This is a genomic window from Kitasatospora sp. NPDC127060 (assembly GCF_042724935.1).
Classification (GTDB): domain Bacteria; phylum Actinomycetota; class Actinomycetes; order Streptomycetales; family Streptomycetaceae; genus Kitasatospora.
Map to the genome: position 1 here is coordinate 40,861 of NZ_JBHXEG010000037.1, position 24,506 is coordinate 65,366.

Sequence of the window (24,506 nt, forward strand, 5' to 3'; positions counted from 1 at the left end):
GGACCCGCCCCGGCGCTTCGCGCTGCCCGGGCCGGGGCAGGTCCCGGCCCGGGCCGATGCGGTCTCAGGACGGTGCGACCAGGCCGAACTCGTAGGCGTGGATGACCAGGTGCACCCGGTCCCGGGCGCCCAGCTTGGTGAACAGGCGGGCGACGTGCGCCTTGGCGGTGGCCACGCTGATGGTGAGTTCCTCGGCGATCTCGGTGTTGGACAGGCCGCGGCCGACCAGGGTGAGCACCTCGCGCTCGCGCTCGGTGATGCCCTCGGCGGACTTCCGGGGCCGGCCTGCCGCCTCCGGACGGGCGGCGAACTCGCCGATCAGGCGGCGGGTGATGGCGGGGGCGAGCAGGGCGTCCCCGGCGGCGACCACCCGCACGCCGTCCAGGATGGTCTCCAGGGCGAGGTCCTTGACCAGGAAGCCGCTCGCCCCGGCGCGCAGCGCGCCGTACACGTAGTCGTCGTCGTCGAAGGTGGTCAGGACGAGGACCTGGGTGGGCAGTTCCGGATCGGCGAGGATCCGGCGGGTGGCCTCGATGCCGTCCATGCCGGGCATCCGGATGTCCATCACGGCGACGTCCGGGCGCAGTCGGCCGACCAGTTCGACGGCCTCGGCGCCGTTGCCGGCCTCGCCGACCACCTCCAGATCGGGGGCGTCGGCGATCAGCACCCGCAGGCCGGTGCGGATGAGCGGCTGATCGTCGACCAGGACGACGCGGATCACGGTCCCACCTCCGGGGCGGCTGTTGCGGGTACTGCGGGCGTAGTGGGTGCCGCTGGTGCCGCCGGTGCCTCCGGGATCGGCAGCAGGGCGGCGACCCGGAAGCCGCCCTCGCGGCGCGGACCGGCACTGAACTCGCCGTGCAGCAGGGCGACCCGCTCCCGCATGCCGGCCAGGCCGTAGCCGGTGCCGGGGGTGTGGGTGGCCGTGCCCGCGCCCAGGTCGACGACGGTGACGGCGAGCCGTTCCGCGCCGTACTCGACGGTGACGTGGCAGTCCCGGGTGCCGGAGTGCTTGACCACGTTGGTGACCGACTCCTGGACGATCCGGAACGCGGCGAGGTCCACCTCGGCCGGCAGCGCACGGGCTTCGCCGCGCCGGGTGAGCGCGACCCGCACCCCGGCACCCGCCGTCCGCTCCACCAGTCGGTCCAACTCGTCGAGCCCGGGGGCGACTTCGAGCGGCGCGGCCTCCCCGTCGCCCTGCCGCAGCGCGCCGAGCATCCGGCGCAGCCCGGCCAGGGTCTCCCGACTGGTGGCCTCGATGGCGTCCAGCGCGTTGCGGGTCTCGGCGGGCTGGGTGTCCATGACCCGGCTGCCCATCCCCGCCTGGATCGCGATGATGCCGATGTTGTGGGCCACCATGTCGTGCAACTCGCGGGCGATGCGCAGCCGTTCGGCGGTGACGGCCTGCTCGGAGGCCCGGCCTCGCAGGGCCTCGGCGTGGGCGCGGCTCTGGCGCACGGTGTTGCCGATCAGCCAGGCGATCAGCACGGTGGCGGCGAGTCCGAGGTAGGCGTACGGGTTCACGGTGTAGCCGTTGACGGCGCCCCAGGTGAACAGGGTGGCGAGCACGGCCAGCGGCATCGACACCGCGATCGTGGAGACCGCCCGGGAGCGGGTGACCACGCAGTAGCCCACCACCACCTCGGCGATCAGGAACTGCACCGGCGCCGTCGGGACGGTCCACATCCCGAGCGTGTAGACGCCGCCCGCCAGCGCCACCGCGACGGCCGCCAGCGGCAGCCGGACCAGCAGGAAGGCGACCAGGGTGGTGACCACGGCCGTGACCACCAGGGGCATGTCCTCGGTGTTGCCGTTGTAGTCGAAGAGGTGGTGCAACTCGTTGTCCCGGGTGAAGAACCGGAACACCACGATGGTCGTCCAGAACGCCGCCACCCACACGCCCGCGGGCAGGCGCCTGAGCAGGGGCGGGCGGGGTTCGGTGATCATGACGCGATGGTAGCGGCGGGCGGAGTGGCGGCGCATTGGCCCGCGGGAGTAATCCCGGGGGCGGGGATGGCGGCCCGCGGTTGTGTCCCGCCGCCCGATGCCCGTCCACGGCCCTGACCGGCACTGTTGTCCCCGTGATCGAGATCGAGCGACTGACCAAGCGGTACGGCGGCACCACGGCCGTCGACCAGTTGACCTTCACCGTCCGGCCGGGCACCGTCACCGGCTTCCTGGGCCCCAACGGCGCGGGCAAGTCCACCACGCTGCGGATGATCCTGGGCCTCAACACCCCCACCGAGGGCACCGTCACCGTCGACGGCGTGCCCTTCGCCGGCCGACCGCGCGGCCTACGGCACGTCGGCGCACTGCTGGACGCGAGCGACGTGCACGGCGGCCGCAGCGCCCGGGCCCACCTGTCGGCGCTGGCCCGCGGCAACCGGATCCCGCTCGGGCGGGTGGACGAGGTGCTCGCCGAGGTCGGCCTCGGGAAGGCCTCGGGGCGGCGGATCGGCGGCTACTCGCTGGGCATGAAGCAGCGCCTGGGCATCGCCGGCGCCCTGCTCGGCGACCCGCCCGTGCTGCTCTTCGACGAGCCGCTGAACGGGCTGGACCCGGAGGGCGTGCTCTGGGTGCGCGGACTGTTCCGCCGGCTCGCCGACGAGGGCCGTACCGTCTTCGTCTCCAGCCACATGATGGCCGAGATGGAGCACACCGCCGACCGGCTGATCGTGATCGGCCGCGGCCGGCTGATCGCCGACGAGTCCCTGGTCGAGTTCTCGGCCCGCCACGCGGAGTCGAGCGTGGCCGTCCGGGCGCCGGAACTCCCCCGGCTGGCCGAGGCCCTGCGCACCGAGGGGGCCGAAGTCGGCGTGGTGGACCCGCAGTTCGGCATCGTCACCGGGATGGCCGTCGAGCGGATCGGTGAACTGGCCCTGCGGGAAGGGCTGGTGCTGCACGAGCTGACCGCCCGGACGTCGTCCCTGGAGTCGGCGTTCATGTCCCTGACCGCAGACAGCGTCGAGTACCTGGCAGGAGAGGCCCGATGAGCACCATGACCCTGACCCGTACGGAGAGCGCCCGGGTCACCGAACCGGCGCCCCGGTTCACCGACCTGCTCGCCGCCGAGTGGATCAAACTGCGCTCGCTGCGCTCGACGTACTGGGTGCTGGCGCTGGCCTCGCTGACGGCGATCGTGATCAACCTGAACGCCGTCCACAGCGACCTGACGTACATCGACCACCCGCCGGCCCCGATGCCCGGCTTCCCCCCGTACCGGTACGACGCGCTGTACCACAGCCTCAGCAGCACCTCCTGCTACCTGATGGCGATCGCGGCCGGCAGCCTCGGGGCGATCACCGTGTTCGGCGAGTACACCACCGGCCTGATCCGCACCACCTTCGCCGCCGTGCCCGACCGGCGCGGGGTGATCGCCGCCAAGGTGCTGCTGATCGGCGGGATCACCGCGCTGGCCGGGGTGGTGGTGTCGACGGCGTCCTTCTTCGGCGGCAACGCGATGCTGGCCTCCCGGCACGTCGGGCTCTCCATCACCGAAGGGGTCAGCCTGCGGGCCGTCCTCGGCTACGCGGCGATCGTGCCGGTCTGCGCGCTGATCGGCATGGCGCTGGGCGCGGTGCTGCGGCACGCCACCGCCTCGATCGTCTCCCTGGTGATGCTGTTCTTCATCCTGCCGCTGATGTTCGGCGGGGACCGCTACCGCTGGCTGCACGAGATCGGCGCCCACCTGCCGATGGAGACCGTCGACCGGCTGACCTACAACCCCGACTCCTCGACCACGATCAGCAAGTGGGCACCGAGCGTGCTGGACTCCTGGATCACCATGGGCGTGTGGGCGGTCGTGGCGATGGCGGTGACGGTGGTCGTGGTCCGACGCCGGGACGTGTGAGGCCCTCCCGCACCCGCCGCCCGCCGAGCCGCCACCCGGTCTCGGCGGGCGGCGGGTGCGGGCGTTCGGGCGGGCACCCGGGACGAGGGCGGCGGCTCAGGCCGTGGTGACCGCCGCCTTGGCGCGGAAGGCGCCGAGGGTGGCGGCCGGGACGCCGCAGGCGGGGAGGAAGGCCTCGGCGCCGCCGTGGCGGGAGCGGACCTGGCCGAGGAAGACGGTCATCGCCTCGGCGGGGGCCTCCAGCAGCGGGGCGGGGATGGTGAGGGCGCGGCCGTCGGAGTCGGTGACGCGAGTGGCGCCCTGGCCGTTGAGGGCGGTGCGGTGACGCTCGGCGAGGTTGGCGAAGATCTGCGGGAGGGCGTCGGAGGTGCGGGCGTAGTCGGCGACGATGCGCTCGGCGGGGACGCCGAGGAGATCGAGGAGCAGCGCGGTGAGCAGACCGGTGCGGTCCTTGCCGGCGGCGCAGTGCAGCAGGACGGCGCCGGGACGGGTGGCGGCCTCGACGGCGACGGCGACGGCCTCGGGGGCGGACTCGGCGAGCAGCAGGTAGAACTCGCCGAGGTCGGCGGCGGTGGTCATGGTCGCCATGCGGGCGGTGAGGACGTCGGTGGCCGGGTTCACCGGGGCGGCGACCACGGCTATGCCCGCGGCCTCGGCGGCGGCCCAGTCGTCGGGGCGGGTCTCCCGGGGGTCGCGCAGGTCGACGACGGTGCGGATGTCGCAGGAGCGCAGCTGGGCGACGACGGCCGCGTCGGCGGCCGGGTAGGGCTGGGCGGAGCGGTACAGCACACCGGGGCGGATCCGCAGGCCCTCGGGGTCGCTGAGGACGGCGGGATCGCGGAAGTTGACCAGGGACATGCGGGTGGCCTTTCAGGTGGAGCCGCGCCGGGCGGAGCAGGACGTCCAACAGGACATCTAGATGTCTAACGCCTCACCGGGGCGCCGGGCAAGCCACGGCCTCCCAACGGCGCCCCTTCCATCCTCCGCCCCACCCCGCCGGGGGCACCTCGGAACGGCGGACCGGGGCCGCGCGGGGCCCCCGACCGTAAGGATCCTGATAAGGTTCACCGCCGAAAATCCAGGCCACACGGGGGTTGGCAGCGCGCGGTGAACGACACCAACGAGAACGGCAACGAGAACGACATACCCACCGAGCTGGCCGAGGCCTACCTCCTCCTGCTCGCCGACGTCTCCCGCACCGGGCGCCTGCTGCGCCGGGACGAGCTGGAGCGCCTGCGCCGGCTGGGCGAGCACTGCGCCGAGGCCGGCTACGGGCTGCGCGAGGTGGTCGCGCACTGCCTGGCGGCGGCCCGGCGGGCCTGGCAGACGCTGCCCGGGACGACCGCCGCCGCCAGCGTCGGCGAGCTGCGCCGGATGGGCGACGCGGTGCTGGCCGCCACCGACGCCGCACTGGCCGCGCTGGGCGAGGGCCACGAGCGGGCGCAGCGCCTGGCGGTCCGTCAGGAAGAGGCCGCCAGGCGGGAGTTCATCGACGACCTGCTGCACGGCCGCACCGACCTCGGGCTGCTCGCCGAGCGCGCGGAGCGGTTCGGGCTGCGGCTGGCGGGCGCGTACACGGTGGCGGTGGCGGTGGGCGAGGAGCCGTTCGCGGACGTCCATCCGATGGTGCACCGGGTGGAGCGGGAGCTGGCCGGGCGGTTCGGCGAGCGGGACGTCCTGCTGGCCAGCAAGGACGGCCGGCTGGTGTGCATCGCCCCGGACTCCGAGCGGGCCGTGCTGGAGGCCTTCGCGGACCTCACACTGCGCCCCGGCTCCGGTTACCGCCCGGTGCTGCGGGTGGCGACCGGGCGCCGGCACTCGGGCGCCAGCGGGGTGCTGCGCAGCTACGACGAGGCGCTGGACGCCCTGGACTACGCCCAGCGGCTCGGCCTGCCGGCCCGCCTGCTGAAGGCCGAGGAGCTGCTGGTCTTCCCGGTGCTGATGCGCGACCGGGCGGCGATGGCCGACCTGGTGCGCAGCGTGCTCGGCCCGCTGACCGAGGCGCGCGGCGGCGCCCGTCCGCTGCTGGACACCATCGCGGTGCAGGCGGAGGCGGCGTACGTGAACGCGGAGGCGGCGCGTCGGCTGGGCCTGAGCGTGCGCACCCTCGGCTACCGGCTGGAGCGGATCAGGGCGCTCACCGGCTACGACCCGGCGGACGCCCTGCAGCGCTTCACCCTGGAGACGGCGGCGATGGGGGCTCGGCTGCTGAACTGGCCGGAGCAGCCGCTGTAGGACGCGTCCGGGACGACTGCCGGGAAAGGAACGCCGGAAGGGGCCGCCGGAAGGGGCCGCCGGGAGGGGCGCAGAAGGACCCCGGAGAGCTGCCGGGAGAGATCGGCAAACCCCGGATGACCCGCCCGGGGCCGCCCTGTTGCCCGGTTGTCGCAATGTCACGGCGAGCGCGCGTACCAGGGTGTCAAAAGGCCGTAAAGATTGCCGGATCCTGGCAATGTGCGGACGCCTCCCCCGCTGCCATGATCTCCCCGGCGCCGATGTGCGGCGCCGTGGGAAGGGCGGGGGGCATGGCCGGGACGGGGGACTTCTTCGCGGCCGCGCTGGCCTTTCCGACGGCGCTGTTCAGCTTCGCGCTGGTGGTGGTCATCGGGTACTGGCTGCTGATGCTGATCGGCGGCCTGGGGTTCGACGCCCTGCACGGGGGGCACGGCGTCGGGCACCACCTGGGTACCGGGCACGCCGGGCACGTGGGCCCGGTGGGTCACGTCGGGCACGGTGCCGGGGGGCACGGTGCCGGGGGGCACGGTGCCGGGGGGCACGTGGCCCACGGGGCGTCCGGCGGGCACGGTGCCGGCGGGGGGAACGCCCACGACGGTGCCCACGGGGGGCGGGGCGCCGGCCACCACGGGGGCGTGCTGGACGCGCTGGGGCTGGGCGGGGTACCCGCGACGGTGGCGGTTTCGCTGCTGGTCGCGCTCGCTTGGTTCGTCAGCCTGGCCGGCACCGTCCTGACCTCGGGGGCACCAGCGCGCGGCGGCGTGTTCGCCGTCGCGCTGGTCGCCTCCTGGGCGGGCACCCGGGTGCTCGTCCGGCCGCTGCGGCGGCTGTTCCCGCAGGACCGGCCGATCACCCGGGGGGACTTCGTCGGCCGGGTCTGCGTGATCCGCACCGGCCGGGTGACGGCCGACTTCGGGCAGGCCGAGGTGACCGCCGAGGACGGCTCCACCGCGACCCTGCAGGTCCGCACCCCGGACGCCGAGCCGGGATTGACGGCCGGGCGCACCGCCCTGATCTACGACTACGACGCGGACCGCGAGCACTTCCTGGTGGCGCCGTTCGACCCGTCCCCGCCAGGTCTCTGACGTCACGTCAGTTCTTCTCCAGACACAACCACTTCGCACCACCATCTCCGTCAAAGGACTCCGTGATGGACACCATCGCCGTGGGTTTCGGCGTACTCATCGCCGTCGTGCTCCTCATCCTGCTCGCCGCGCTGCTCTTCGTGGGCCGCCTGTTCCAGAAGGTCGAGCAGGGCAAGGCACTGATCGTCTCCCGGACCAGGAGCGTGGACGTCACCTTCACCGGGGCGATCGTCCTGCCGATCCTGCACAAGGCCGAGCTGATGGACATCACGGCGAAGACGGTGGAGATCCACCGGGCCGGCCGGGACGGCCTGATCTGCCGGGACAACATCCGGGCGGACATCCGGATCTCCTTCTTCGTCCGGGTGAACAAGACCGTCGAGGACGTCGTCAAGGTCGCGCAGTCGATCGGCACCGCCCGGGCCTCCGACCCGCAGGCGATCCAGGACTTCTTCGCGGCGAAGTTCGCCGAGGCGCTGAAGACCGTCGGCAAGCAGCTGGACTTCACCGACCTCTACACCCACCGGCACGAGTTCCGGGACCAGATCATCGCGGTCATCGGCACCGACCTCAACGGCTACACCCTTGAGGACGCGGCCATCGACCACCTCGAACAGACCCCGATGAGCCAGCTGGACAGCGACAACATCCTGGACGCCCAGGGCATCCGCAAGATCACCGAGCTGACCGCGATCGAGCACGTGCGCACCAACGAGTACCAGCGCACCGAGGAGAAGGAGATCACCCGGCAGAACGTGGACGCCCGGGAGACCGTCCTGGAGCTCGAACGCCGCCAGGCCGACGCCGAGATCCGCCAGCGCCGCGAGATCGAGACCCTGCGGGCCAAGGAGGACGCGGTGATCGCCCGGGTGCAGGAGGAGGAGCGGCTCAACGCCCAGACCGCTTTCCTGCGCACCGAGGAACTGCTCGGGGTGCAGCGGGAGAACCAGGCCCGTGAGGTCGCGGTGGCGCAGAAGAACCGCGAGCGGGTGATCGCGGTGGAGAACGAGCGGATCGAGAAGGACCGGCTGCTGGAGGTCGTCGGCCGCGAGCGGGAGACCGAACTCGCCGTCATGGCCAAGCAGAAGGAGGTCGAGTCGCGCCGCCGGGAGGTCGCCGACGTGGTCCGCGAGCGGGTCGCGGTCGACCGCACCGTCGCCGAGCAGGAGGAGGCCGTCAAGACCCTGCGGGCCGTCGAGGAGGCCGAGCGGGTGCGCAAGGCCGTCGTCATCCAGGCCGAGGCGGAGGCACAGGAGAGGCTCGTCAAGGACATCAAGGCCGCCGAGGCCGCCGAGCAGGCCGCCTCGCACAAGGCCCGCGAGTCGCTGGTGCTGGCCGAGGCCCGGCAGCAGGCCGCCGAGCTGGACGCCGCCGCCAAGGTCAAGCTGGCCGAGGGCGTCCGGGCGGAGGCCGCCGCCGAGGGGCTGGCCCGGGTCCAGGTGCGGGAGCAGGAGGCCGCGGCGGTGGAGAAGGTCGGCCGCGCCGAGGCCGCCGTCCAGGCCGAGAAGGCCAAGGCGGCCGCGCTGGAGGTCGGCGCCAAGCTGAAGGCGGAGGCCGAGGGCCTGACCGAGAAGGCCGCGGCGATGGCCAAGCTGGACGAGGCCTCGCGCGGGCACGAGGAGTACCGGCTGCGGCTGGCCGCCGAGAAGGACGTCCGGCTCGCCGGGCTGGAGACGCAGCGGCAGATCGCCGAGGCCCAGGCCGCGCTGGTCGCGACCGGGCTGGAGAAGGCGAAGATCGACATCGTCGGCGGCGACTCGGTGTTCTTCGACAAGCTGGTGCAGTCGGTGACGGCCGGCAAGAGCGTGGACGCGTTCGTCGGCCACTCGCAGACCACCCAGGCGCTGGCCGGGCCCTGGCTGGACGGCCGGGCCAGCTTCACCGAGGACCTCACCCGGGTGCTGTCCTCGGTGTCCACCGCGGACGTGCAGAACCTCACGGTGTCCGCGCTGCTGCTCAAGCTGATCGGCGGCGGCGGCGAGCAGGCCGGGCAGCTGCGCCAACTGCTGGACTCCGCCAAGAGGCTGGGGATCGCCGAGACCCCGATCGGGGCGCTGGCCGGCGCCTCCCTGAACGGCAGCAAGTAGCCACCCGCCGAGCACCTGGGGAACGTGACCGTGGAAGCCCTCGACGACGCCCGGCCCGACACCGGCAGCTACGAGGTCCTGCGCCGCCGGCTCGCCCGGTCCGCCGCCGAACTCACCGACCGTGCACAGGCGTTGAACACACGCCGGGTCGAGGAGTTCGGCGGCGGGGAGCTCCGGCTCACCGGCACCGGGCGGCTCACCACCGCCCGGCCCTGCCTGCCGCAGGACCTCACCGCCGTCGGCGGCCGGCTGCTGCTCGGCACCCGGCCGGCCGAAGTGCTGGACGGTGCCGAGGACTTCACCGACGTCCTCGGCCTCTACCGGCCCGACGACCTCTCCCCCACCGACGGCGCCCTGCTGGACGACCCCCGGCTGCGCCAGGACCTCGCCGACCTGCGCCGCTACTTCCGCGACGCCCGACTGGAACGGCTGCGCCCGGTCGGCGGCCGGCTGCTCGCCGTCTTCCGCACCGGCCCCGCCGCCGCCGACGTCCGGGTGCTGCGCTGGCGCCTGGACGAGGACCGGGCCGACTACCAGGACGGGCGCGGCGAACGCGACCACACCCCGGCCGACGGCCAGCAGCTCGACTGGACGCCGCTCACCCGCGACGACCAGCTGCCCGCCGCCCCCGGCAGCGCACCGCGCGCCGACCTCGCCGGGGAGGTCCACCTCGGCGTGGACGGCGGGCGGCTCACCTTCACCACCCCCGACGGCCGCGAACTGCACCACGAGCCGCTCGCGGAGGCCCTGCAGACCCTCGCCGACGCCCAGATCGCCCACGCCCGGCTCGCCACCCTGCTGCTGGTGCGGGTGCGCCCGTACCAGGAGGAGACCGTCCGGCACCTGGTGGTCCACCTGCCCACCGGCCAGGTCACCCGGATCGACGCCCTCGGCCGGGCCTGCCTGCGGCTGCCCGCCGACCAGGGCGTCGCCTTCCCCGGCGGCTGCCACCTCGCCGACGGCACCGTGCGCACCTTCGACCAGCCGGTGGACGGCCTGGCCTACGAGCGCACCGTCCTCTCCCCCAACGGCGAGGACGTGCTCTACGAGTTCCGCTCCACCACCGACGGGCACGCGCTGCTCCAGCCGTACAACTCCGTCCGCCAGGAGGCCGCCACCCCGCTCGCCTGCCAGGGCTACGCGCTGCTCGACGACGGCACCCTGATCGCGCTGCGCCCCGCCGAGGACGGCCCCACCCGGCTGCACCCCGTCCAGCTGTGGCAGAGCCCGTTCACCAGCGAACGGCACGCCGCCGAACAGCCGCCCGGCACCGGCCCGTTGGCCCGGATCGGCAACGCCGACCTGGTCCGCGGCCTGGCCGACTGCCTGGCCCTCGCCCGGCTGGCCGCCGCCGGCGCCGACACCCCGGCCGGGCACCGGGCCGTGCTCGCCGCCTGCGCCCGCACCGCCGACCGGCACCACTGGCTCGGCCAGGACGGCCTCGGCGACCTCGCCGCGCCGCTCGCCGCGATCCGCGACACCACCCGGCAGGTGATCGCCGAGTACGAGGCGATCGCCCAGCTCACCGCGCACGCCGCGGCCCGCACCGAGGAGGCCACCGAGCACGTCGAGGGCCTGCTGCGCACCGCGCGGGGCGAGACCCTCGCCGACGCCGCCGAGTGGGTCGACCGGCTGGCCGCCCTGCGCCGCGCCCAGGGCCGGGTGGAGGCGCTGCGCGACCTGCCCCGGGCCGACCCCCAGCGGATCGACGCACTCTCCGCACACCTCGCCGAGGGGCTGGCCGAGGCCGCCGGCCGGGCCGTCGGCCAGCTCGCCGAACCCGCGGCCTTCGAGCCGCACCGGCACCGGGCCGGCGAGCTCGCCGAGCGCTGCGCGGGCATCACCACCGCTGCCGAGGCGGAGCCGCTGTCCGCCCGACTGGCCGAGCAGAGCGAGGCGTTGCAGACCGTCTCGGAGCTGGTCGGCACCCTCGACCTGGCCGACGCCACCACCCGCACCGCGATCCTGGACCGGCTCGCCGACGTGCTCGGGCTGCTCAACCGGGGCCGCTCCACGCTGACCGTCCGCCGCCGGGAACTGCGCACCCGCGAGGCCGCCGCCGAGTTCGCCGCCGAGACGGCGCTGCTCGCCCAGGCCGTCACCGCGGCCCTCGCCGCCGCCGACACCCCCGAGGCCTGCGACGACCGGCTCGGCCGACTGCTGCTGCGGATCGAGCAGCTGGAGACCCGCTTCGCCGACGCCGACCCCTCACTCGGCGAACAGCTCGCCGAACGCCGCACCGAGATCCACGACGCGCTCACCGCCCGCCGCCAGCACCTGCTGGAGGAGCGGGCCGGCCGCGCCGACCGGCTGGCCGCCTCCGCCGAGCGCATCCTCGACACCCTGCACCGGCGCCTCGCCGCCCTCGGCACCGCCGCCGAGATCGACGCCGCCCTGGCCGCCGACCCGACCGCCGTCAAACTCCGCGACCTCGCCGGCCGGTTGACCGAACTCGGCGACACCGTCCGGGCCGAGGAGCTGACCGGACGGCTGCGCGCCGCCCGCGGCCGCGCCCACCGCGCCCTGCGCGACCGCGCCGAACTCGCCGGGGACGGCCCCGGCACCCTGCGGCTCGGCCGCCACCTGTTCACCGTCACCACCCAGCGCCCCGAACTCACCCTGCTGCCCTGGCACGGCCGCCCCGCCTTCACCCTCACCGGCACCGGCTACCGCGCCCCCGTCACCGACCCCGCCTTCGCCGCCACCGAGCGCTACTGGTCCCGCCCGCTGCCCTCCGAGACACCCGCGCTCTACCGGGCCGAGTACCTGGCCGCCAGCCTGCTGCTGGCCGCCGAACCGGGCTCGCTGTCCTCCGACGCGGACCTCCTGGAGTACGTCCGCCGGGCTGCCGAACAGCGCCCGGACGAGGGCTACCAGCGCGGGGTGCACGACCACGACGCGGCACTGGTGCTCCGCGCCCTGCTCGAACTCGACGCCGAGGCGGGCCTGTTGCGCCACCCGGCGGAGGCCCGGGCGGCCGCCCAGCTGTACTGGGCGCACGGCACGGACGACCGGCAACGGCTGGTCTGGCACACCCGGGCCCGCTCGCTCGGCCTCGCCCGGCAGGCGTACGGCGGCACCGTCCCGGCACTGGCCGAGCTGGCCCGCGAACTCTCCGAAGCCGTTGCGGAGTTCACCCCCGGTGCGGTCGGCGCGGGCGACTACCTGGTGGCCGAACTCGCCGCCGCCGCACCGAGCTTCGCCCACTCGGCCGGGGCCGGCGCGCTGCTGGAGAAGTTCCACGCCGCCCCCGAGTCCGCCGGGCTGACCCAGGCCCTGGCCACCCTCCCCGACGACCCTGCGCTGCTCCCGGTACGGCGCCAACTGGCCTCCGCCTGGCTGGAGTCGGCCGCCGGCGACGCCGACCCGGGCGATCGCGCCGAGGCCGCCGCCGTGCTGCTCTGCCCGGCCCTGCCGCGCCGCCCCGCCGAGGGCGCCGTCGGTACCCGGCTGACCGGACTGCTCGGCGACCACCCCCGGCTGACCGGCGGGTCACTCGACCTGCGACTGGACGAACTGCTCTCCCGCGTCCGCGAGTTCGAGCGGGTCGACGCCCCCGGCCAGCGCGCCTACCAGCGGCTGCGCGGCGAACTGCTGACCGCCGAGCACGCCCGGCTGCGGCTCGACCAGTACCGGCCCGCGCCGCTCAACGGCTTCGTCCGCAACCGGCTGATCGACCAGGTGTACCTGCCGCTGATCGGCGACAACCTCGCCAAGCAGCTCGGCACCACCGACACCGGCGGGCCGGTGGACCGCAGCGGCCTGCTGCTGCTGGTCTCCCCGCCCGGCTACGGCAAGACCACCCTGGTCGAGTACCTCGCCGAGCGGCTCGGCCTGCTGCTGGTCTCGGTCAGCGGCCCCGCCCTCGGCCACCGGGTGACCTCACTGGACCCGGCCGAGGCCCCCGACGCCACCTCCCGGCGCGAACTGGAGAAGCTCAACTTCGCCCTGCACGCGGGCGACAACGTGCTGCTCCACCTGGACGACGTCCAGCACACCTCGCCCGAGTTCCTGCAGCGCTTCATCCCGCTCTGCGACGCCCAGCGCCGGATCGACGGCGTCCACGACGGCGAGGCCCGCGAGTGGGACCTGCGCGGCAAGCGCTTCGCGGTGGTGATGGCCGCCAACCCGTACACCGAGTCCGGCCGGCTCTTCCGACTGCCCGACATGCTCGCCAACCGCGCCGACGTCTGGAACCTCGGCGACGCGGTGGCCGGCCGGGAGGACCTCTTCGCCCTCAGCTTCGTCGAGAACGCCCTGCCCGCCAGCCCCCACCTGGCCCCGCTGGCCACCGCCGAACGCGCCGACCTGGACACCCTGCTCGCCCGCGCCTCCGGCACCCCCGGCGGCACCCTGGCCGGCGCCTGGCCGGCCGCCGAGGCCGAGCGGATGACCGCCGTACTGGCCGGACTGCTCCACCTGCGCGGCACCGTGCTGGCCGTCAACCGCGCCTACCTCGCCTCCGCCGCCCAGGACGACCGCGCCCGCACCGAGCCGCCGTTCCTGCTCCAGGGCTCCTACCGCAACATGGCCAAGCTCGCCCAGCGCCTCGACCCCGCCCTCACCCGGCCGGAACTCGACGCCCTGCTCACCGACCACTACCGGGCCGAGGCCCAGCCGCTCGGCGCCGAGGCCGAGGCCCAGCTGCTGAAGCTGGCGGAGCTGCGCGGCGCCCTGACGCCGGAGCAGTCGGCGCGCTGGGAGCAGCTGAAGCGCAGGTGGCGCGAGGGGGTGTAGCCGAGGCGCCGGTGGCACGCGGGGGTGTAGCCAGCTACACCCCCGGAAGTGAACCCCTGGTCATTGAGCCACCACCGCCCCGGGCGGTGGGATGGGGATCATGAACGCCACCGACCTCGCCGTCGAACTCCGCTCCGTCCGCCGGACCTACCGGCGCGGGCCCGAACCCGTCATCGGCCTCGACGACGTGACCATCGGGTTCCCGTTCGGCACCTTCACCGCCGTCATGGGTCCCTCCGGCTCCGGCAAGTCGACCCTGCTGCGGTCGGCGGCCGGTCTGGAGGCCATCGACGGCGGCGAAGTGCGGGTCGACGGCACCGTCCTCGGCGGGCTGCGCGACAAGGAGCTGACCGTGCTGCGCCGGGAGCGGATCGGCTTCGTCTTCCAGTCCTTCAACCTGCTGCCCGCGCTGACCGCGGCCCAGAACGTCGCGCTCCCGGCCCGGCTCTCCGGCCGCCGCCCCGCACCGGCCGAGGTGACCGCCGCACTGGCCGCCGTGGGCCTCGCCGACCGGGCCGGGCACCGACCGGCCGAGCTGTCCGGCGGGCAGCAGCAGCGGGTCGCCATCGCCCGGGCGCTGTTCGCCCGCCCCGCCGTGCTGCTCGCCGACGAGCCGACCGGCGCGCTGGACTCCACCAGCGGCCGCGAGGTGCTCGCCCTGCTGCGCGGGACGGCCGACGACCCGGGCCGGGCGGTGGTCATGGTCACCCACGATCCGGTCGCCGCCTCCTACGCGGACCGGGTGCTCTTCCTCCGGGACGGTCGGCTGGCCGGCTCGCTGGAGCGGCCCACCGCCGAGCAGGTCGCCGCCCGGATGACGGCGCTGGAGGCCGGTTCGCCGACGGCCGACTCCCCGGACGCCGGTTCGCCGGCGGCCGGTTCGCCGGCGGCCGGTTCGCCGGAGGCCGGTTCGCTGGAGGCCGTCGCATGCTGACCCTCGCGCTCGCCTCCGTCCGGCTCCGCTGGGCCTCGTTCGTCGGCAGCTTCATCGCACTGGCCTGCGGCGTCGCCCTGATGGCCACCTCGCTGCTGGTCATCGCCGCCACCGCCGACGTCCCCGACCAGGGCCGTCAGCGCTTCTCCCAGGCCCCGGTCCTGGTGACCGCCGACCTGAACGTGGACTTCACCCCCGCGAGCGGCGGCGACCCCCAGCCCACCCCGGTCCCCGCCCAGCCGGGCCTGCCCGCCGCCCTGATCACCGCCGTCGCCGCGACCGGCCCGACCGTCGCCGACCACACCTTCTACGCCCAGCTCGCCGACGGCCCGCGCGGCCAGGTGGGGCGCGCCTGGTCCGGCGCGGCCCTGGGCGGCTACCGGCTCACCGCCGGCACCGCCCCCGCGGCCGACGACCAGGTCGTGATCGGCGGCGGGAGCCCGGAGCTGGTCGGCCAGCAGGTCCGGTACGTCACCGCCGACGGCCCGCACGCCGCGACGGTCTCCGGCGTCACCGAGGCCGAGGCCTTCGAGCACGCCGTCTTCTTCACCGACGCCCAGGCCGCCCGCTACTGCCCCGCGGTCGGCGTGCTGGCCGCCTTCGGCCCCGTCGACGCGGTGCGCCGGGCCGTCGACGCGGCCGGCGGCGCGAGCGTCGCCCGGGTGCTCACCGGCGCCGAGCGCGGCCAGGTCGACCCGCACCACGCCGAGGTCAGCAGCAGGCTGGACGACGTGCAGACCCCGCTCGGCCTGTCCGCCGCGGTCTCCAGCGGCACCGCCGTGTTCGTGGTGGCCGGCACCTTCGCGCTGTCCATCGCCCAGCGCCGGCGCGAACTCGCGCTGCTGCGGCTGATCGGCGCCACCCGTCGGCAGCTGCGCGCCCTGGTCAACCGGGAGGCGCTGGTGGTCGGCGTGCTGGCCTCCGCCGCCGGGTGCGGACTGGGCGCGGCCGGGGCGGCGCCGGCCGGCCGCTGGCTGGTCGACCACGGCATGGTGCCCACCGAGTTCACCGTGCCGGTCACCTGGTGGGGACTGCTGGTCGCGGGCGCCGTCGGGCTGCTGACCGCGTTCGGCGGCGTGCTGATCTCCTCGCTCAGGGCCGGGCTGATCAGCCCCGGCGAGGCGCTCGCGGACGCGGACGTGGAGCGGCGCTCGCGCGGCGCGCTGGTGTTCCGCTGGGTGAGCGGCCTGGTGGTGCTGGGCGGCGGCATCGTCGCCCTGGTGCTGACGGCCCGCACCTGGCCGGACGCGGCGGCCAACGCCGCCGACTCGCTGGCCCTGCTGCTGGCCGTCGTGGCCGGCTGCGTGCTGCTGGCGGCCGTCCTGGCCGGGCCGGCGATCCGGCTGCTGACCGCGTTGCCCGCGCTGGTGGGCCGGCTGCGCGGGCGCCCCGCCGAGGAGGCCGGGGGCATCGTCTGGGCCACCGCCCGGCAGAGCTCGCTGACCGCCTTCCGGCGCACCGCGGCGACCACCACCCCGGTGGTGCTGGTGATCGCCTTCGCCGGGTGCCTGCTCGGCAGCATCGACACCATCAACCGCGCGCAGGTCAGCGAGGTCCGCCACCAGCTGTCCGCCGCAGACCTGGTGGTCAGCCCGGCCGGTACCCCCGGGCTGAACCGGGCCGTGGTGGAGCGGGTCCGGGCCGTCCCGGGGGTTCGGGCGCTGGTCATCACCCCGACCTCGCTGATGGCCGTCGACCCGACCGGCCAGGCCCTGGTGCCGCTCAGCGCCGCCACGGCGGACCCGGCCGCACTGGCCGAGGTCGACCGGCTGCCGGTGGTCGCGGGCTCGCTCGCCGACCTCGGCCCCGGCTCGGTCGCGCTCAGCCGCACCTGGCCGGGCTCGCCCCGGGTCGGCGGGCAGGTCGCGGTCCGGCTGGCCGACGGCACCCCCCGGAACCTCCGGGTCGCCGCCCTGCTCGGCAGCGGCGCCGAGACCGTCCAGGCCTGGGTGACCGACCCGGACGCCGTCACCACCGGCGTCAACGGCCCCGGCGGCGTCGGCGGCCCGGCCCTCGCGAGCCGGATCGACCTGCGGGTGCTGCCCGGCACCGACCCCCAGCAGGCCGCCGCCGCGCTGCGAACCGCCGTGACCGGCCTGGGCGCCCGGCTCAACACCCCCGAGGAGGTCTGGTCGGCCGCCTCCGACAGCACCGAACAGGCCGCCTGGGACGCCCTGCTGATGATCCTCGGCCTGGCCATCGGCTACGCGGCGATCGCCCTGGCCAACTCCCTGGTGATGACGGTCAGCGACCGCCGGCCGGAGCTCGCCCTGCTCCGCCTGGCCGGCGCCACCCGGGGCCAGGTGCTGCGCACCGTCGCCGTGGAGACCCTGATGTGCGTGGCCGCCGGCACCCTGCTCGGTGTGCTCGGCACCGCCATCAGCGTCGGCGGCTCCTGGGCCGCACTGACCGCCCTGGTCGGCCCGACGCCGGCGATGGTGCCCTGGACGGCGATGGGCGTACTCGCCGCCGCCTGCGCGGCGATCGCCCTGACGGCGGCGGTGCTCCCGACAGCCCTGGCCCTGCGCGGCCGCGACGGCCAGCCCCTCCTGCGCGGCGCCGCGGGCGCGGCCTGAACCGGCTGCGCGCCCGGTCCCCCTCCCGGCTCGGCGCGGCGATCTCTCCGTTCGGCGCGGCGGTGGGGTTGATCGTGCGCGACCGCAGGAGGCGCCGGTCGGATGGTCACCCCGTCCGACGAGCGCACGATCCGTTCCGGCGGCCCAGTCGCGCGTGGCGTCGCCGGGAGGGGGAGCGGGTGCGCGGCTAGCGTTCCCGCATGGGCGTTCAGGAACTCGATCTCACCGGGCTGCGCCGGGTGTACGGGCGGCCGGGGAGCCGGTGGTTCTACCGCCGCGTGGGGCGCAACGCCCGGCACTGGGGGTGGACGGAGCCGGGGCAGTCGAAGTGGCGGCTGTGGCGGGCCCAGCGGCAGTTGGAGGACGTGCTCGGGCGCAAGCTGGCGCTGCCGGTGGGCGCGCGGGTGCTGGACGCGGGTTGCGGGGCGGGGGTGGTGGCGCGGGCGATGGCGGCGCGGTTCGGGCTGGTGGTCACCGGGGTCGACGTGCTGGACTTCCACCTCAGCGAGGCCCGCCGGCTGAGCGCCCGGGCCGCACTGGACGGACGGACCGCCTTCTCCTGGGCCGACTACCATCGACTCCCCTTCGGTGACGAGGAGTTCGACGGGGCGTACTCGATGGAGACGCTGGTCCACTCCTACCGTCCGGCCCGTGCCCTGGCCGAGTTCCACCGAGTGCTGCGCCCGGGCGGGCGGCTGGTGCTGCTCGGCCCGATGACCCCCGGCCCACTGGAGGAACTCCCGTCGACCGCCCGCGAGTTGCTCGAACCGTACCTGGACGCGATGTCGATGAACGGCGCCCGGCTCTACCACGCGGGCAACCTGCCGCGGCTGCTCACCGAGGCCGGCTTCGAGGTCGAGGAGGCGCTGGACGCGACCGCGTACTACCGGCCGTTCACCGAGGCCGTGCACACCTGCTTCCGCGTCCCGTGGGAGCTGCTGCGCCGCTGCGGCGATCCGGCGAAGTGGCTCAACCTCCGCTCCACCGTGGAGATGTACGCCGTCCGCGAGTACGTCGTTTGGTACGTTCACACCGCCGTCAAGCCTTCGAGGTGACCACCGTCATGGACGAGCGCTCCGCCCCGCTGCCGTACCCGAGCGGCTGGTTCTGCGTCGGCCGGGCCCGCGACCTGCCGCCCGGCCGGGTGCGCACGGCCCGGCTGATGGGCGAGGACGTGGTGCTGTACCGGACGCAGCGGGGCGCGGTGCGCGCGATCGGGCCGCACTGCCCGCACCTGGGCGCGCACTTCGGCGCGGGCGGGCGGATCCGCGGCGAGGAGTTGGTCTGCCCGTTCCACGGTTTCGCCTTCGCCCCGGACGGCTCCTGCACCGGCTCGCCGGACGGCACCCGGTTCCGGGGTGAACTGACGAAGCGCCGACTGGTCGAACGGGACGGCGCCCTGTTCGTCTGGCGGGGCGGGCCGGACGGTGCCGCGCCCGGCTGGGAGCTACCGCCGGCGGTCGGTGTACGGCCGCTGGCCTGGTGGAGCGGGGAGGTGCTCTCGCATCCGCAGGAGGTGCTGGAGAACAGCGTGGACTTCCGGCACGTGGCCGTGCTGCACGGCCTGGACACCCGGGAGACGGCGCCGCCGGAGCCGGACGGCCCGCTGTTCACCGTCCACCAGCGCACCACCACCCGGTTCCCCGGGCTGGGCGCGGTGAGCCTGGAGCAGCCGGTGGTGCTGGCCGGGCTGGGGCTGATGCGGCTGACCGCCGAACTGCCGGAACTGGGCAGCACGCTGCGGGTGTGGGTGCTGCCGACGCCGCTCGCGCCCTGGCGCACCCTGGTGCGCTTCGCGGTGACCAGCAGCGTGCCGGTGCCGGGAGTCGGGTCGGCGAGGGCCGTGGACCGGGCCGCCTCCTGGGTGGCGCTGCGGGCCGCGGTGCGGATCATCAAGCAGGACCGGCCGGTGCTGGCGCACAAGCGGTACCTGGCGCAGCCGCGGCTCGTGCCCGGGGAGCGCTCGATCGGGTTGTTCCGGCGCTGGGCGCGGCAGTTCTATCCGGAGGGCGCCGCGGGGGTCGAGGGCGCCGAGGGCATCGAGGCCGGAGACGGCGCGGGGGCGGCCAGCGACTCCCAGACGGGGTCTGGCAACCCGGGCACCGCCCGCCCCTCCGACTGCCAGCGGCGGGCCAGTTCGGCGTAGATGGGCGCCCCGGAGTCGGGCTCGGGGTCCGGTTTCGGGCCAGGACCAGGGCCAGGACCAGGACCAGGTTCCGGAGGGCGCCCCGCGCCCGGCAGGATCGTTTCTTCGGCCGACCAAAGCCAGGAAGCCGACATCACCCCAAAACTGCTCACATCCGCCCAACGCGCCCAGGAGCCCCGGGTCACGGCCGCGTCAACCGGACGGCCCGCGCGTCCACCCCGCGCGGGCCGTCCGACGCACCGCAGCCCCGCCTCAGCCCCGCCGCGGGGCCGCCTCAGCGCCGCCGGCCCGCCGCCAGCAGCTCCGCGACCGTCGCCAGCTTCACCCGCGGCCGCCCCTGCGCCGCGCCCCGCTCGCGCTCCGCCCGGTCCACCGCGCGCAGTTCCCGCAGCCCCACCGCGTCCGGCCGGCGCTGCCGCACCAGCCGCTCGAACTCCGCCTGTCCCGCCGTGGGCACCGGCAACGCCCGGGCCTCCGCGTCGTCCATCAGCGCGTCCACCGTCTCCCGCGCGCAGGCCCGGTTGGCACCGATCCCGCCGGACGGCCCGCGCTTGGCCCAGCCGACCACGTACGCGCCCGGCAGCGCCCGGCCGGTGGCCGGGTCGACCACCCGTCCGCCGCGTTGGGCGACCGTCCCGGTCCGCTCGTCGAACGGCAGTCCGGGCACCGGCACGCCCCGGTGTCCGATGGAGCGCACCACCAGTCCGGCGCGCACGGTCTCTCGCTCCCCCGTCGAACCGCCGGGCTCTCCTTCCCCGGTCAGCAGCGTCCGCTCGACGGTCAGCCCCGAGACCCGGCCCTGCTCCCCGGTCAGCTCGACCGGCGTCGACAGGAAGCGCAGCACGATCCGGCGCCCCGGCCCGGGTGCGGCGGCCGCGTCGTGGCGCACCAGTGGCAGGGCGGCGAGCAGCGCGGCCCGGGAGTCCGGCGCGGCCGCCTCGATCGCGCCCCGCACCCGCGGGTGGTCCTCGACCACCAGCTCGACGCCCGGCAGCCGGCGCAGCGCCAGGAATTCGGGGGTGCTCCAGGCAGCCTGGTCGGGCCCGCGCCGGGCCAGCAGCACGACTTCCCGCACCCGGCTGCGGCGCAGCGCGGCCAGGGCGTGGTCGGCGATGTCGGTGACGGCGAGCTGGTCCGGGTCGGTGAGCAGGATGCGGGCGATGTCCACCGCGACGTTGCCGTTGCCGACCACCACCACCCGCTCGGCGGACAGTTCCACGGCGTCGGCCGGCACCGTCGGGTCGGCGTTGTACCAGCCGACGAAGGAGGTCGCGGGCACGCTGCCGGGCAGGTCCTCGCCGGGCACGCCGAGCCGCCGGTCGGCGGCCGCGCCGACCGCGTAGACCACCGCGTGGTGGTGCGCGACCAGTTCCCGGTGGCTGACGTCGGTGCCGACCTCCAGGTTGAGGTGCATCCGCAGCCGCGGGTCGTGGAAGACGCTCGCGAAGCTCTCCGCGATCCGCTTGGTGGACTGGTGGTCGGGTGCGACGCCGTGCCGCAGCAGGCCGCCGGTGACCGGCAGCCGGTCGATCATGGTGAGTTCGGCGCCGGTGCAGCGCAGCAGTTCCTGCGCGGTGTACCCGGCGGAGGGCCCGGTGCCGACCACGGCGATCCGCAGGGTGCCCGCCTCGCCCGGCAGACTCCGCGGGAAGCTGGGCGCGCCCCAGGCGTGGTCGTTGGGGTGGTCGCGGTACCAGTCGCGGTTGAGGTCGCCGAAGACGACGTCCGGCCCGCGCAGCCGGTCGACCGGGAACACCGCGTCCACCGGGCAGGCGTCCGCGCAGGCGCCGCAGTCGATGCACGCCCGCGGATCGATGTACAGCAGGTCGGTGGTGCCGAACTCCGGTTCGTCCGGGGTCGGGTGGATGCAGTTGACCGGACAGACGGACACGCACGAGGCGTCGTTGCAGCAGGTCCGGGTGATCGCGTAGGCCATGGCCGGGGGTGAGTCCTCGTCCTCGCTGGAGATGGTGGTCCGTCAGAGCATGTGCACGCGGCGGTAGACCGCCGCGGCGCGGCTGGTGATCAGCCCGGTCTCGGCGAGGAACGCCATCAGGTGCCGGGAGCTGTTGCGCATCATCGCCTTGCGGTGCTCGTTGCCCCGCACCTCGTCGAGGGCCCGCGCGACGTCCAGCCCGGCGGCCTTGTAGACGCCCGGGTGCACCATGCTGCTGACGATGACGTACGCGCCGATCGCGATGCCGGTGGCCGAGGTGCGCCGGCGGGCCGGGCTCGCGTGGCGCACCCGCTCGCGGATCTCCTGCCGGGCGAACTTCATGTGCCGCGACTCCTCGACCACGTGGATCCGGGAGGTGCCGCGGACGATCTCCAGGACGTTCTCGCCGCGCATCCAGTCGCGCTGCATGACGTCCAGCACCTCCTCGGCCACCAGGATGCCGCCGTAGGCGAGTTCGCCCTTGGCGAGCGCCTTGAAGGCACGCCCGGCCTGGGCGATCACCTTGTTGGGACGGTAGGCGGGGACGCCCATCTTCTGGCAGGCGCGGGCGAACATGATCGAGTGGCGGCACTCGTCGGCGATCTCGGTGAGCGCGAACTGGAACTCGGCGTTGGCCGGGTTCTTGAGGTACTGGTCGCGCAGCACCATCTGCTGGAGGATCAGCTCGAACCAGATGCCGGTGTTCATGATCGAGCAGACCTCGTGCCGGGTGAGGGTGACCCGCTGCCGCTCGGTCATCTCGTCCCACAACCGGGTGCCGTAGAGGGTGCTCCACTCGGGGTTGAGACCGTAGTGCTCCGGCGGGAGGGGGGCGTCCCAGTCGATCTCGGTCATCGGGTCGTAGGAGAGGGTGGCGGCCGACTCCAGCAGCCGCTTCGAGACGTCGTCGTCGGCCGCCGTGTGACCGTGATCCGCCGCCGCCTGCCGGGTGAGAGCCATCGCTGCCTCCTGGTGCCTGCCCCTGCGGGTTCCCGCTCACCCGCTTATTAGACGGACAGTACAATAAGAGCCGGTCCCCGAGAACCCCCCGCGCAGCGGCGAACCCGCGCGGAGGGCCGCGCGCGGCGGAGGGCGGACCTCACCGCTCACGGGTCCCGCCCAATTGCCTGCACGTGTGGTCCAGCGCGGACCACACGGCCTCCGGCCCCGCCGGGATCGGGGGCTCGGGCGTCGGCCGGCGCCGGGTCAGCGGCCGGGCCGGTCCGCGGCGTCGAAGGCGGCGAGGGAGAGCGCGCCGGGGGCGAGGGCGCGGTGGAGCGCGGTGAGCACGGGGGACTCCAGGCCGCCGAGGGCTTCGGCGAGTTCGTCGGTGACGTCCTGGGCGATCTCGGCGGCCACTGCGACCGCGGGGGTGCGGGGGCCGAGTTTGCTGACGGCCGCCGCGGCGCGGGCGGGGGTGAGCAGCGCGGAGGCCTGGACCAGGAGCCAGCCGGGGACGCCGGCCGCGCCCTCCGCCGGGGGGAGGTAGGGGCGGGCGCCGTCGTAGCGCTCGTCCTCGGCGAAGGCCCGCTGCTTGACCTTGATCACCGGCCGGGCGGCCGCCGACTCGTGCCATGCGCCGGCGGGCTTGAGGACGTACCCCTCGGCGAGGTTGTCGGGCAGTTCGGGCAGGCCGAACAGGGCGGGCACCCGGGTGGGGAACGTGACGGGCAGGTCCTGGAGGACGTTCGGCGTGCCGCGCCCGAGCAGGGGTACGCAGGTGAGCCCGGCGGTGGCGGCCGCGGACCGGAGTTCCCGGTCGGGGATCCACCACCGGCCCTCGTCCGTCTCCACTGTGGCGTCGAAGGGCAGCCAGCGCAGCCCCGGGGCGTACCAGACGCCGGTCTGGACGGGTTCGACGCCGTCGGCGGCGGGCACCTCGGGGTGCGGGTAGCGGCCGCCGGCCAGCTCGCCGTACACGGTGACGAGGGCGCCCGGGTGTTCGAGCAGCACGGCCGCCGCGAAGCGCCCGGCAGCGACCCGGAGTTGCGGCCAGATCCGGCTGACGCCGAAGAAGGCGTCGAGGTCCTCGTCGCCGAGCAGGTCGCGCCGCTTGGCGGCCCGTACGGAGCTCCCGTCGCAGACCACGGCGAAGTGCGCGCCGTGCACCTTCTCGGCCGCGATCCACTCACGGCTGCCGGATGCGCCGGGGCGCCCCTTCGCGGGGATCTTCGGATAGGGCGTCAGTTCGGACCGGGAGTCGGACACGCAGAGGATCCTCGCCGCAACGCCCCTCCCTGGCAACGGAGATATCCCGGACAGGGCCTAGGCCACCCGCTCCCACAGCCCCGCGAGGTGGGCGTGGAGGAGGTCCTCGGCCTCCGCCGCCGTCCGGTGACCGATGAGGACGTGGGCGGTGAGCCCGTCGGTGAGGGCGAGCAGGGTACGGGCCTCGCGCCGGGCGTCGAGCGCGGGGGCGGCCTCGGCCACGAGCCGGGCGAGCAGTCCTTCGAGGTCCGCGTAGCCGGTGCGGAGGCCGGCGGCCAGGGCCGGGTTGACGGCCGCGGCGGCGAGGAAGGCGAGCCAGATCCGGGCTTCGGCGCGGTGTTCCTCGCGGAGCAGGGCGACTTCGGCGGCGACGTGCCCGACGGTACTCGCGGCGGACTGGGCCGGGCCGGCCAGGACCCGGTGGTGGACCCGTGCGGTGAAGCGTTCGCCGATGTGGGCGAGGGCGAACCGGAGCATCTCCTCCTTGGTGCGGAAGCAGCGCTGGACGGCGCCCATGGAGACGTCGGCCCGGGTGGCGACGTCCCGCAGGGTGACGCCCTCCAGCCCCTGGGCGTCGATCAGCGCGCACACCGCTTCGGCGATGTGCCGGCGCCGTTCCTCGTGGTCGACCTGCTTGGGCATCCGCCACCCACCTCCCTTCCTTGCTCCGGCTTATTCCGATGCAAGCGTATCGGCTCGCCCACTATGG

17 protein-coding genes are annotated in these 24,506 nt (G+C 75.0%); 10 read left to right on the plus strand and 7 right to left on the minus strand.

The window, feature by feature from the left end; genetic code table 11:
- Positions 1-64 precede the first annotated feature (64 nt).
- Together ACFWIS_RS21130 and ACFWIS_RS21135 are read right to left on the minus strand one after the other, a co-directional pair.
- Positions 65-721 carry a response regulator gene (locus tag ACFWIS_RS21130; protein WP_380464045.1) on the minus strand — a complete coding sequence of 219 codons (657 nt, stop codon included), beginning with the start codon at positions 719-721 and terminating at the stop codon, positions 65-67.
- Positions 718-1,950, minus strand: a complete 1,233-nt coding sequence (locus tag ACFWIS_RS21135; protein WP_380464047.1) for a sensor histidine kinase — start codon at positions 1,948-1,950, stop codon at positions 718-720. The genes ACFWIS_RS21130 and ACFWIS_RS21135 overlap by 4 nt, the downstream gene beginning before the upstream one ends.
- Positions 1,951-2,084: 134 nt before the next feature.
- Here ACFWIS_RS21135 and ACFWIS_RS21140 point away from each other — a divergent pair, with 134 nt between their 5' ends.
- Complete coding sequence (locus ACFWIS_RS21140) at positions 2,085-2,996, plus strand: ABC transporter ATP-binding protein (RefSeq protein WP_380464049.1); 912 nt, start codon at positions 2,085-2,087, stop codon at positions 2,994-2,996.
- Positions 2,993-3,853, plus strand: a complete 861-nt coding sequence (locus tag ACFWIS_RS21145; protein ID WP_380464051.1) for an ABC transporter permease — start codon at positions 2,993-2,995, stop codon at positions 3,851-3,853. The genes ACFWIS_RS21140 and ACFWIS_RS21145 overlap by 4 nt, the downstream gene beginning before the upstream one ends.
- A 96-nt stretch (positions 3,854-3,949) precedes the next feature.
- Here ACFWIS_RS21145 and ACFWIS_RS21150 read toward each other — a convergent pair whose 3' ends face one another.
- The gene (locus tag ACFWIS_RS21150) at positions 3,950-4,711 is read right to left on the minus strand and encodes a tyrosine-protein phosphatase (RefSeq protein ID WP_380461485.1); all 762 of its coding nucleotides are present in this window, start codon (positions 4,709-4,711) and stop codon (positions 3,950-3,952) included.
- 249 nt (positions 4,712-4,960) lie between these two features.
- On the opposite strand from ACFWIS_RS21150, the gene ACFWIS_RS21155 reads away from it, so the two are divergent.
- The 8 genes from ACFWIS_RS21155 (at position 4,961) to ACFWIS_RS21190 (ending at position 19,653) form a co-directional block, all read left to right on the plus strand.
- Positions 4,961-6,088 carry a PucR family transcriptional regulator gene (locus tag ACFWIS_RS21155; protein WP_380461486.1) on the plus strand — a complete coding sequence of 376 codons (1,128 nt, stop codon included), beginning with the start codon at positions 4,961-4,963 and terminating at the stop codon, positions 6,086-6,088.
- A 290-nt stretch (positions 6,089-6,378) separates the two neighbouring features.
- On the plus strand, positions 6,379-7,173 hold the full coding sequence (locus tag ACFWIS_RS21160; protein ID WP_380461487.1) for a hypothetical protein: 795 nt from the start codon (positions 6,379-6,381) through the stop codon (positions 7,171-7,173).
- Positions 7,174-7,238: 65 nt separating this feature from the next.
- On the plus strand, positions 7,239-9,260 hold the full coding sequence (locus ACFWIS_RS21165) for a flotillin family protein (protein WP_380461488.1): 2,022 nt from the start codon (positions 7,239-7,241) through the stop codon (positions 9,258-9,260).
- 24 nt (positions 9,261-9,284) lie between these two features.
- Positions 9,285-13,997, plus strand: coding sequence for a DNA repair ATPase (locus ACFWIS_RS21170; RefSeq protein ID WP_380461489.1), 4,713 nt, complete (start codon positions 9,285-9,287; stop codon positions 13,995-13,997).
- Positions 13,998-14,097: 100 nt separating this feature from the next.
- Positions 14,098-14,931 carry an ABC transporter ATP-binding protein gene (locus tag ACFWIS_RS21175; RefSeq protein WP_380523953.1) on the plus strand — a complete coding sequence of 278 codons (834 nt, stop codon included), beginning with the start codon at positions 14,098-14,100 and terminating at the stop codon, positions 14,929-14,931.
- The gene (locus tag ACFWIS_RS21180) at positions 14,925-17,507 is read left to right on the plus strand and encodes an FtsX-like permease family protein (protein WP_380461491.1); all 2,583 of its coding nucleotides are present in this window, start codon (positions 14,925-14,927) and stop codon (positions 17,505-17,507) included. Before ACFWIS_RS21175 ends, ACFWIS_RS21180 begins: the two co-directional genes overlap by 7 nt.
- A gap of 200 nt (positions 17,508-17,707) precedes the next feature.
- On the plus strand, positions 17,708-18,562 hold the full coding sequence (locus ACFWIS_RS21185) for a class I SAM-dependent methyltransferase (RefSeq protein ID WP_380461492.1): 855 nt from the start codon (positions 17,708-17,710) through the stop codon (positions 18,560-18,562).
- Positions 18,563-18,570: 8 nt separating this feature from the next.
- Complete coding sequence (locus tag ACFWIS_RS21190; RefSeq protein ID WP_380461493.1) at positions 18,571-19,653, plus strand: aromatic ring-hydroxylating dioxygenase subunit alpha; 1,083 nt, start codon at positions 18,571-18,573, stop codon at positions 19,651-19,653.
- A gap of 274 nt (positions 19,654-19,927) precedes the next feature.
- Here ACFWIS_RS21190 and ACFWIS_RS21195 read toward each other — a convergent pair whose 3' ends face one another.
- From ACFWIS_RS21195 to ACFWIS_RS21210, 4 genes are all read right to left on the minus strand, one after another.
- Positions 19,928-21,589 (minus strand): 4Fe-4S binding protein, encoded by a 1,662-nt coding sequence (locus ACFWIS_RS21195; RefSeq protein WP_380461494.1) that lies wholly within the window; start codon positions 21,587-21,589, stop codon positions 19,928-19,930.
- A gap of 42 nt (positions 21,590-21,631) precedes the next feature.
- Positions 21,632-22,549 carry a diiron oxygenase gene (locus ACFWIS_RS21200; RefSeq protein WP_380461495.1) on the minus strand — a complete coding sequence of 306 codons (918 nt, stop codon included), beginning with the start codon at positions 22,547-22,549 and terminating at the stop codon, positions 21,632-21,634.
- Between the two features lie 246 nt (positions 22,550-22,795).
- Positions 22,796-23,797: an RNA ligase family protein gene (locus ACFWIS_RS21205; protein WP_380461496.1), complete on the minus strand. Its 1,002-nt coding sequence runs from the start codon at positions 23,795-23,797 to the stop codon at positions 22,796-22,798.
- A 57-nt stretch (positions 23,798-23,854) separates the two neighbouring features.
- On the minus strand, positions 23,855-24,439 hold the full coding sequence (locus ACFWIS_RS21210) for a TetR/AcrR family transcriptional regulator (RefSeq protein ID WP_380461497.1): 585 nt from the start codon (positions 24,437-24,439) through the stop codon (positions 23,855-23,857).
- Between the last annotated feature and the right edge of the window lie 67 nt (positions 24,440-24,506).